The sequence below is a fragment of the Mitsuaria sp. TWR114 genome (genome assembly GCF_007997345.1).
This window is the reverse complement of the sequence record NZ_VOSR01000569.1, coordinates 1-9,741: the sequence shown is the minus strand read 5'-3', so window position 1 is coordinate 9,741 and position 9,741 is coordinate 1. Positions and strand designations below refer to the sequence as shown.

Here is a 9,741-nt window from a genome sequence, read left to right as displayed (position 1 = left end):
GGCGTTGGCGGCGATGAAGCGCAGCTCCATCACGCCGCGTTCGCCGCCGTAGGCGACGCCGCGCTGCTGGGTGCGCGTGTTGAGGACGGGGATGGTGGCTTCGCGGTCGGTCAGCAGCGTGACCTCGGCCGACAGCGGATAGACCCGCGTCACCTGGCCGAGCACGCCCGCGTCGTTGACCACCGGCGCGCCCAGGCGCACGCCGCGGTGGCTGCCGCGGTCGATGACGATGCGGCGCGAGAAGGGATCCGGCGCCTCGTAGAGGACTTCGGCGGCGAGGCCCTTCACCGGCAGCGCTTCGCGCAGGTCGAGCAGCGCGCGAAGACGCGTGTTCTCGGCCTGCAGCTGCGCCGCGCGGCTCAGGATCACCGCCTGCGAGGCCAGTTGCTGGCGTGCCTGGTTCTCGGCCTCGGTGGCCTTTTCCATGCCGCGGGCGTAGTCGCCGGCCTGTTCCCAGGCGTCGACGGGCGCGAGCAGAGCGCGCTGCAGCGGATGCAGCGCGAGCGCGAGGCCGGCCCGTGCGGGTGCGGTCAACTGGAAGCGGGAGTCCGCCACCATGAGGAACACGGCCAGCGCGGCGCAGAAGGCCAGCTTCGTCAGCGCGGACGGGCCTTCACGGAACAGCGGTGGCGGATTGCGATCCAAGGTGCCGAGAGGCATGAAGATCTCAGCAAAGGAGATTCAACGCAAAGCGGCCCGAAGGCCGCATCGATTTACTCGTTCGTGAAGATCGAACCGAGGCGTTCCATGCGCTCCAGGGCCATGCCACAGCCGCGCACGACGCAGGTCAGCGGGTCCTCGGCCACGAGCACCGGCAGGCCGGTTTCCTCGGCCAGCAGGCGGTCCAGGTCGCGCAGCAGCGCGCCGCCGCCGGTCAGCATCATGCCGCGCTCGGCGATGTCGGCGCCCAGTTCCGGCGGGGTCTGCTCCAGCGCGTTCTTCACCGCCGAGACGATCTGGTTGAGCGGATCGGTCAGCGCTTCCAGGATCTCGTTGCTCGAGATCGTGAAGCTGCGCGGCACGCCTTCGCTCAGGTTGCGGCCCTTGACCTCCATCTCCTTGACCTCGGAGCCCGGGAAGGCCGAGCCGATGTTCTTCTTGATCGCTTCCGCGGTCGGCTCGCCGATCAACATGCCGTAGTTGCGGCGGATGTAGTTGATGATGGCCTCGTCGAACTTGTCGCCGCCGACGCGGACCGAGCCCTTGTAGACCATGCCGCCCAGCGAGATCACGCCCACTTCGGTCGTGCCGCCGCCGATGTCGATGACCATCGAGCCCGACGCTTCCGACACCGGCAGGCCGGCGCCGATCGCGGCGGCCATCGGTTCCTCGATCAGGTAGACCTCCGAGGCGCCGGCGCCCAGCGCGGCGTCGCGGATCGCGCGCTTCTCGACCTGCGTGGAGCCGCAGGGGACGCAGATGATGATCCGGGGCGAGGGACGCAGCAGCTTGGTGTCGTGCACCATCTTGATGAACTGCTTGATCATCTGCTCGGTGACCACGAAGTCGGCGATCACGCCGTCCTTCATCGGGCGGATCGCCTCGATGTTGCCGGGCACCTTGCCCAGCATGGCCTTGGCTTCGTGGCCGACGGCCTGGATCGTCTTCTTGCCATTGGGACCGCCTTCATGACGGATGGCGACGACGGACGGTTCGTCCAGCACGACGCCTTTTCCGCGGACATAGATCAGCGTGTTGGCGGTGCCCAGGTCGATGGCGAGGTCGGTGGAGAAGTAGCGGCGCAGTGAGGCGAGCATGTGTGTGGGCAAGGCCAGGACAGGACGCTTCGGCACCTGGAGCCGCCAGTCCATGTCGAACCACACGCAATCGGCGGCATTCGACGGCATCAGGCGGCGTTCGTCTGCGTTCTGTCCGGGCGGCTGCGATTCGGGGCGGTTCTTGTCGGGTAACCGCGCGGACCGGCGGCGTCCGCGCGAGCGAAATTCCTTGCCATAAGCAACGAGGCTGCAGAAGCAGCCCCGGCGCCATGGAGATAAGCGGGGATAATAACTGATCACCCCTTGGTTTGGCCCGTCTGCAAGGCTTCCGTCAGCGTTCGGCGAATGTTTCGCGCGCCCGGCGGACCGCTGGTCCGGACCGGCCCTCGAGCACATTCCCATGGCACTCACCCACGACGATGTCAGCCGGATCGCCAAACTGGCCCGGCTGGAACTTTCCGGCGACGAACAGGCCGCGCTGCTGCCGCAGCTCAACGGCTTCTTCTCGATCGTCGAGCAGATGAGCGCGGTCGACACCAGCGGCGTCGATCCCCTCTACACGCCGCTGTCGGCGGTCCAGGAAGTGGCCCTGCGGCTGCGCGAGGACCGCGTCACCGAAACCGACCAGCGCGCGCTCAACCAGCGCAGCGCTCCCGCCGTCGAGGACGGCCTGTTCCTGGTCCCGAAAGTCATCGAATGACCGCCCCCCTGCATCAACTCGGCGTCGCCGAGCTCGGCCGCGCCTTGCGCGCCAAGACGGTCTCCAGCACCGAACTGACGCAACATCTGCTTGCGCGTGTTGCCGCGGCGAAGGATCTCGGCGCCTTCCTGCACGTGGACCCGGATTACGCCCTCGCCCGCGCCAAGGACGCCGACGCGCGCTTGGCCGCCGGCGAGGCCGGCGCGCTGATCGGCGTGCCGCTGGCGCACAAGGACATCTTCGTCACCCGCGACATGCCGACCACGGCCGGCTCGAAGATGCTGGCCGGCTACCTGAGCCCGTTCGACGCCACCGTGGTCGAGCGGCTCAACGCCGCCGGCACCGTGTCGCTGGGCAAGCTCAACTGCGACGAGTTCGCGATGGGCTCGGCCACCGAGAACAGCGCCTACTTCAAGGCGCTGAACCCCTGGGACCGCACGCGCGTGCCGGGTGGCTCGTCGGGCGGCTCGGCGGTCGCGGTGGCGGCGGGCCTGGTGCCGGCCACGACCGGCACCGACACCGGCGGCTCGATCCGCCAGCCGGCCAGCTTCTCCGGCATCACCGGCATCAAGCCGACTTACGGCGTGTGCTCGCGCTACGGGATGATCGCCTTCGCGTCCAGCCTGGACCAGGCCGGCGTGATGGCGCGCTCCGCCGAGGACTGCGCGCTGCTGCTCTCGGCGATGAGCGGCTTCGACGAGCGCGACGCCACCAGCGTCCAGCAGCCGCCGCAGGACTTCCATGCGCGCATGCTGGCCGCCCGCGAGGGCGCGACCGCCGCCCAGCCGCTCAAGGGCCTGCGCATCGGCCTGCCGAAGGAGTTCTTCCCGGCCGCCCTCTCGTCCGACGTGAACGGCGCCGTGCGCGCCGGCCTGGCGGAGCTGGAGAAGCTGGGCGCGACGCTGGTCGACGTCTCGCTGCCGCGCACGAGCTGGCCATCCCGGTCTACTACATCATTGCCCCGGCCGAGGCGAGCTCCAACCTCTCGCGCTTCGACGGCGTGAAGTTCGGGCACCGCGCCAAGGACTACGGCAACCTGATCGACATGTACGAGAAGACCCGCGCCGAGGGCTTCGGCGCCGAGGTCAAGCGCCGGATCATGATCGGCAGCTACGTGCTCTCGCATGGCTACTACGACGCGTACTACCTGCAAGCGCAGAAGCTGCGCCGCATGATCGCGGACGACTTCCAGCAGGCCTTCCAGCAGTGCGACCTGATCGCCGGGCCGGTGGCGCCGACGGTGGCCTGGAAGCAGGGCGAAGGCGCGGACGATCCGGTCAAGGTCTACCTGGCCGACATCTTCACGCTGCCGGGCTCGCTGGCCGGCCTGCCTGGCATGAGCGTGCCGGTGGGGCTGGGCGAGGGCGGCATGCCCGTGGGCCTGCAGCTGCTGGGCAACTACTTCCAGGAAGGCACGCTGCTGCACGCCGCGCATGCGCTGCAGCAGGCCACCGACTGGCACCGCCAGACCCCGGCGGGCATGTAAGGACAACGAGCAAGCGATGAGCAAGAACAGCCAACTGGTGCGGGGCTACGAGGTCGTCATCGGCCTGGAGAACCACGTCCAACTCTCGACCGTCTCGAAGATCTTCAGCGGTTCGTCGACCGCGTTCGGCGCGGCGCCCAACACGCAGGCCAGCGCGGTGGACCTGGCGCTGCCGGGCACGCTGCCGGTACTGAACCGCGGCGCCGTCGAGCGCGCGATCCGCTTCGGCCTGGCGGTCGGCGCGAAGGTGGCGCCGCTGTCCATCTTCGCCCGCAAGAACTACTTCTATCCCGACCTGCCCAAGGGCTACCAGATCAGCCAGTACGAGATCCCCGTCGTGCAGGGCGGCCAGATCGAGTTCTTCGTCGGTGACGAGAAGAAGGTCGTGAAGCTGACGCGCGCCCACCTCGAGGAGGACGCCGGCAAGAGCCTGCACGAGGACTATCACGGCCAGTCGGGCATCGACCTGAACCGCGCCGGCACGCCGCTGCTGGAGATCGTGTCCGAGCCCGAGATGCGCTCCGGCGCCGAAGCCGTCGAGTACGCCAAGACGCTGCACGCGCTGGTGATGTGGCTGGGCATCTGCGACGGCAACATGCAGGAGGGCTCGTTCCGCTGCGACGTCAACGTCTCGGTGCGCAAGCCCGGCGAGCCCTTCGGCACGCGGCGCGAGATCAAGAACCTGAACAGCTTCCGCTATCTCGTCGACGCGGTGAACTACGAGGTCAACTGGCAGATCGACCAGATCGAGGACGGCCTGGAGATCCAGCAGGCAACGGTGCTCTACAACCCGGACACCGGCGAGACCCGCGCGATGCGGACCAAGGAGGATGCGGCCGATTACCGCTACTTCCCGGATCCGGACCTGCCGCCGCTGATGATCGGCGCCGACTGGGTCGAGCGCGTGCGCGGCGAGATGCCGGAGCTGCCTTCGGTGATGGCGGCGCGCTTCCAGGAGGTCGACGGCCTGCCGGCCTACGACGCGACGATGATGACGCAGAGCCTGGCGACGGCCCGCTTCTACGAGGCCGCGCGCGAGGCCTGCGGCGCGCCCAAGCTGGTCGCCAACTGGGTGATGGGCGAGATCTCGCGGCGCCTCAACACCGAGGAGCGCGCCATCGACGACGCCCCGGTGACGCCGGCGCTGCTGGCCGCGCTGATCAAGCGCATCCAGGACGGCACGATCTCCAACAACGCGGCGAAGCAGGTCTTCGAGGCGCTGTGGACCGGCGAAGGCCAGGACGTCGACGCGCTCATCGAAGCCAAGGGCCTCAAGCAGATGAGCGACACCGGCGAACTCGAGCGCATCCTGGACGAGGTGCTGGCGGCCAACGCCAAGTCGGTCGAGGAATTCCGCGCCGGCAAGGAGAAGGCCTTCAACGCGCTGGTCGGCCAGGCGATGAAGGCCACCAAGGGCAAGGCGAATCCGGCCGCCGTGAACGAGCTGCTGAAGAAGAAGCTCGGCGCCTGATCAGGCCGCTGAAAAGCAGAACGCCGGTGGAGCGATCCACCGGCGTTCTTTTTTGGCGTCGACGCTGTCAGCGCCCGCTGGCGGACGCGCCTGCGGCGCCGCTTTTTCCAGCGAGCCCGGCGCAGCGCCGGCCCACAGCCGCTTCAGGCGGGACAGTTCGTCGTCATAGAACTTGTTCACGCGGCCGATCTCGGCCTTCTGGTTCTCGATCGATTCGCGCTGCGCGGCCGCCGCGGCTTCGTTGGCCTCGAGCTGATGCTGCAGCTTGAACGGCACCCGCTTGCCCTTGTAGAACTCGGCCTCGTCCAGCAGCGGCTTGCGCTCGATGGCGAGCGCCTGCAGGCGCTTCTCGGACTGCCGCATCGCCTCGCGGACGTCGTCGAGCGCGGCCTCGCGTGCCTTCTGGTGCGCGGCCTGGTCGGCGTAGCGCTGCAGCAGGTTGCGATCGCGCCGGACCGCGTCCTGCTGCGCGGAGCGCTGCACTTCCTCGGCGCGTCGGCGCTGCTCGGCGGAGGCCTGCTCCTCGGGCGACATCGCCGGCGGCACCATCCGCCGCACCGAGCCATCGGAATTCAACAGGCGCTGCTCGCGCGTCTGGCACTCGGGGATCGGCCGGTCGGAGGTCAGCCGGCGGCCATCGGGCGTCGTGCAGGTGTAGATGGTCGGCGACGACGGCGCCTTGGTCTGTGCCAGGACCGGACCCGCGAGGCCGCCGCCCAGCATCAGGGCGCCAACGAGCGCCGCGGGCGCGGCCGGTCGGGACAGCAGGCGGCGTGAGATGGAAGGACGCATCAGACTCCGTAGCGATCGCGGTAGGCATGGACCGCCGCCGCGTGCGCGGAGACGGCGGTACTGCTGGTCGTCTGCAGATACTGGAGCAGGTCGGACAGCCCTGCAATCGCGACCACCGGCAGCTTCAGCTGGTCGCGCACGTACTGTACCGCCGACCATGGCAGGTCCTGCCCGTTCTCGGCGGCCTTCTCCTGGCGGTCCAGCGCGATCGTCACGCCGCAGGGCGTGGCGCCCGCGGCCTGGATCATCGCGATGGATTCGCGCACCGAGGTGCCGGCCGAGATCACGTCATCGATGATCAGCACCCGGCCCTGCACCTTGGCGCCGACCAGCGTGCCGCCCTCGCCATGGTCCTTGGCTTCCTTGCGGTTGTAGGCGAAGGGCTTGTTGTGGCCCAGGCGCGCCAGCTCGATGGCGACGGCCGCGGCCAGCGTGATGCCCTTGTAGGCCGGGCCGAAGATCATGTCGAAGGCCAGGCCCGAGTCCAGCAGCCGCTGCGCGTAGAACTGGGCCAGGCGGCCGACCTTCAGGCCGTCGTCGAACAGGCCGGCGTTGAAGAAATACGGGCTGAGGCGGCGGCCTTGGTCTTGAACTCGCCGAAGCGCAGCACGCCGGTGTCCACGGCGAAGGCGACGAATTCCTGGGCCAGGGCGTCCTGGGGAGCGGCGGTGGTCATGGCGGGCGCGACGTCGAGACGTGACAGTGAAAGTGGGGCGGAATTGTAGGACCGGGGTTCTGCGCTGCCCGGGCGCTTCACAGGACACGCTGTCGCTGGAATCCAGGCATACCAAGCAAAAAGAAGGCCCGCTCCGTCGCCGGAGCGGGCCTGCTTCTTGCAAGGCGCGCGGCCGAAGCCGCTGCGCTGCGTCGTTCAGCCGATCAGAAGATCGCCTTGAACTGCACGCCGTAGGTCCGCGGGTCGTTGATGAAGCCCGTGTTGTTGTTGAAGTCGATCGCGCCGGTGATGCGGATCTGGTTCGTGATGTTGCGGACGAAGATCGCCGCCTCGTACTTGCCGTTGTTCCAGATGTAGCCGCCGCGCAGGCCGCCTTCCGTCAGCGCCTTGCCGGTGAACTCCTTGGCCTCGTACAGGAAGAAGTTGACCTTGGAGCGGTAGGCCCAGTCGGTGTAGATGTAGAACTCGTTGCCGGCCGCGGTCGGGAAGGCGTAGCGCGCGGTCAGGTTGGCGACCCACTTGGGCGCATTCGGCAGCGGATTGCCGTCGATGCTGTAGTTGGTCGTCGAACCGGCCGCCAGCGGATCGGTCATCGTGCAACCGCCGCCGCAAGCGGGCAGCGACAGGCTCGGGTCCTTGATCTTGGTGTTGTTCAGGCTGCCGCCGAGGGTGATCAGCAACTGGTCGACCGGCAGCAGTTCCAGATTCAGCTCGACGCCGTTGCCGGTGGCCTTCTTCGCATTCAGCAGGCGGTTGGCGTTGCTCTGGCCGCCGACGGCGGTCAGCTGCAGGTCCTTGACGGTGTAGGTGAAGGCGCTGGCCGACAGGCGCGCGCGACGATCCCAGAAGTCCGACTTGACGCCGACTTCATAGGAAGTGACGTTTTCCGGCGTCGCCTGCGATTGGCCGGCGAAACGTGACGCACCTTGTACCGACGAGGCGCGGAAGCCGGTGGCCACGCGGGCGTACAGGTTGGTTTCCTTGGTCAGCGCATAGGTGCCCGAGACGTCCCAGTTCCACTTCTTGTCGGCGGTGTTGGCCGACACGCCGGTGCTGGTGTTCAGGTCGGTGTAGCTGCTGCTGACGTTGACGTCCTTCTTGTCATGCGTGTAGCGCAGGCCGCCACGCAGCGAGAAGTCCTGCGTCACCGCGTAGTTCACCGAGCCGAACGCCGCCCACGCGGTGTTCTTCTGGTAGGTGTCGACGTAGCCGGCGGCCAGGCCGGTCGAGGTCGTGTAGTCGGTGCTGCGGGCGGTGTAGCGCTCGTCGAAGAAGTACAGGCCGCCCTGCCAGCGCAGCGGACCCGGCGTGGCGGATTCGACGCGGAACTCCTGCGTGATCTGACGGTGGCCGCTCATCGAGCTGGACGACTCGGCCGGGAAGCCGGCCTGGCCTTCCTGCGTGAACGGCTTGGTGCCGCCATAGAGGTAGCCGCCGTCCACGTCGCCGCGGCTGAACGGGCGCACCGACTCGTAGCCGGTGATCGAGTACAGATTGATCTGGCCCAGGCCCCAGCGCAGGCGCGCGCTGCCGCCGGTGGCGTGCAGCGTCTGCTCGTTGACGCCGTCGGTGTAGGACTTCTCGGGATCGAAGCCGTCGACCAGGTCGTTGGTGCCGGGCTTGATGATCGACGCGCGGAACACGCGCGCGCTGCCCTTCAGGTCGCGGCCGTGGAAGTTGAACAGCGCGCTGAAGTCCTTGTGCGGCTGGTACAGCGCCTGCACGCGCAGGGCGCGGTCGTCGTAGCCCTCGAGCTCGCCGGTCTTGCCGGTCGGGACCTGGTTCTTGACCCAGTCGTCGCGGTGCTGGATCTGCGCCGAGATGCGGGCGGCCCAGTCGCCGGTCAGCGGCACGTTGGCGGCGCCTTCCAGGCTCATCGTGCCGTAGTTGCCGTAGGAGACGTTCAGGTAGCCTTCCTGGCGCTGCGAGGGCTTCACCGAATCGAACTTGACCACGCCGGCCGGCGTGTTGCGCCCGTAGAGCGTGCCCTGCGGACCGGCCACCACTTCGACGGCGGCCAGGTCGAAGGCGGGGAATCCCTTGAGGATCGGGTTCTCCTGGACCACGTCGTCATAGACCAGCGAGACCGGCTGCGACGCGTTCAGGCGGAAGTCGGTGTTGCCGTAGCCGCGGATGTAGAAGCGCGGGAAGGCGCGGCCGAACGAGGATTCGATGTTCAAGCTGGGCACGCGGCCCGACAGGAAACGCACGTCCTGACCGCCGGAGTTCAGCACGTCCAGCTTCTCGCCGGAGATCTTGCTGACGGCGTTCGGCACTTCCTTGATGTTCTCGACCCGGCGCTCGGCGGTGATGGTCACCGTCTCCAGCTGGCCCTTCTCCTTGGCCGGCGCGTCGGTGGCGTCCTGGGCCAGCGCGGGCCAGGCGAGCAGGGCCAGCGACACGGCTGCGGCGGCCTCGCGCAGGGCCGGGACGGCAGCGCGCTGGGTGGCGAATCGATTCATGGATGGAACTCCGGGGGAAGGATGGGGGAAACCGGGGGGAGGCCGGCGGTGTCCCGAGGGGTGCTCCGGGTTCACAGCTGGCAAAAATGTGGGTGCGGGGTAGCGCGGTGGACGCGAATCTAGCAAGTTCGTCATAAACACGTCACCCCACGCACCTCGGTGGTGCGTTTTCTGTTGTCCAAACACTGCACCCGCTCGCGTGTCGCCCGAATGGGCGTGGACGGCGCACGCCCACCGCGCCATGTGGTGCAGCTCCCGGGCCTCGCGAACGCGTGGGGCGGCTGCTGTCATCTTTGGCAGGCGGCTTTGCGATACTGCCGCCCTCTTCCAGGGGCCCCCTCCATGCGCTTCATCACCCTCAACCTCAATGGCATCCGCTCCGCCGCCACCAAGGGCGTGTTCGACTGGCTGCCGCCGCAGCAGGCCGACGTGGTCG

6 protein-coding genes and 3 pseudogenes are annotated in these 9,741 nt (G+C 68.2%); 4 read left to right on the top strand and 5 right to left on the bottom strand.

Annotation, left to right across the window (positions count from 1 at the left end; genetic code table 11):
• Together mreC and FUT87_RS19610 are read right to left on the bottom strand one after the other, a co-directional pair.
• The coding region (mreC, locus tag FUT87_RS19615) for a rod shape-determining protein MreC (protein WP_147242111.1) at nt 1–660 on the bottom strand (660 nt) is incomplete at its 3' end.
• Nucleotides 661–713: 53 nt separating this feature from the next.
• Nucleotides 714–1,757 carry a rod shape-determining protein gene (locus FUT87_RS19610; protein ID WP_091731851.1) on the bottom strand — a complete coding sequence of 348 codons (1,044 nt, stop codon included), beginning with the start codon at nt 1,755–1,757 and terminating at the stop codon, nt 714–716.
• A gap of 361 nt (nt 1,758–2,118) precedes the next feature.
• On the opposite strand from FUT87_RS19610, the gene gatC reads away from it, so the two are divergent.
• The 3 genes and pseudogenes from gatC to gatB all read left to right on the top strand — a co-directional run bounded on the left by gatC (nt 2,119) and on the right by gatB (nt 5,375).
• Nucleotides 2,119–2,418 carry an Asp-tRNA(Asn)/Glu-tRNA(Gln) amidotransferase subunit GatC gene (gatC, locus tag FUT87_RS19605; RefSeq protein WP_091730250.1) on the top strand — a complete coding sequence of 100 codons (300 nt, stop codon included), beginning with the start codon at nt 2,119–2,121 and terminating at the stop codon, nt 2,416–2,418.
• Nucleotides 2,415–3,904, top strand: a pseudogene (gene gatA / locus FUT87_RS19600) (Asp-tRNA(Asn)/Glu-tRNA(Gln) amidotransferase subunit GatA). Before gatC ends, gatA begins: the two are co-directional and overlap by 4 nt.
• A gap of 16 nt (nt 3,905–3,920) precedes the next feature.
• Nucleotides 3,921–5,375: an Asp-tRNA(Asn)/Glu-tRNA(Gln) amidotransferase subunit GatB gene (gene gatB, locus FUT87_RS19595; RefSeq protein WP_091730242.1), complete on the top strand. Its 1,455-nt coding sequence runs from the start codon at nt 3,921–3,923 to the stop codon at nt 5,373–5,375.
• On the opposite strand, the gene FUT87_RS19590 is transcribed toward gatB, so the two are convergent.
• The 3 genes and pseudogenes from FUT87_RS19590 to FUT87_RS19580 all read right to left on the bottom strand — a co-directional run bounded on the left by FUT87_RS19590 (nt 5,376) and on the right by FUT87_RS19580 (nt 9,305).
• Nucleotides 5,376–6,167: a hypothetical protein gene (locus FUT87_RS19590; protein ID WP_147242110.1), complete on the bottom strand. Its 792-nt coding sequence runs from the start codon at nt 6,165–6,167 to the stop codon at nt 5,376–5,378.
• Nucleotides 6,167–6,843 (bottom strand): annotated as a pseudogene (gene pyrE, locus FUT87_RS19585) (orotate phosphoribosyltransferase). Before pyrE ends, FUT87_RS19590 begins: the two are co-directional and overlap by 1 nt.
• A gap of 203 nt (nt 6,844–7,046) precedes the next feature.
• Nucleotides 7,047–9,305: a TonB-dependent receptor gene (locus FUT87_RS19580; protein ID WP_147242109.1), complete on the bottom strand. Its 2,259-nt coding sequence runs from the start codon at nt 9,303–9,305 to the stop codon at nt 7,047–7,049.
• 342 nt (nt 9,306–9,647) lie between these two features.
• Here FUT87_RS19580 and FUT87_RS30935 point away from each other — a divergent pair.
• Nucleotides 9,648–9,741, top strand: a pseudogene (locus tag FUT87_RS30935) (exodeoxyribonuclease III); the annotation flags it as partial.

Excerpts from the sequence above, each read along its gene's own strand:
- FUT87_RS19610 (WP_091731851.1), bottom strand. The coding sequence starts at position 1,757 with ATGCTCGCCTCACTGCGCCGCTACTTCTCCACCGACCTCGCCATCGAC.
- gatC (WP_091730250.1), top strand. The coding sequence starts at position 2,119 with ATGGCACTCACCCACGACGATGTCAGCCGGATCGCCAAACTGGCCCGG.
- gatB (WP_091730242.1), top strand. The coding sequence starts at position 3,921 with ATGAGCAAGAACAGCCAACTGGTGCGGGGCTACGAGGTCGTCATCGGC.
- FUT87_RS19590 (WP_147242110.1), bottom strand. The coding sequence starts at position 6,167 with ATGCGTCCTTCCATCTCACGCCGCCTGCTGTCCCGACCGGCCGCGCCC.
- FUT87_RS19580 (WP_147242109.1), bottom strand. The coding sequence starts at position 9,305 with ATGAATCGATTCGCCACCCAGCGCGCTGCCGTCCCGGCCCTGCGCGAG.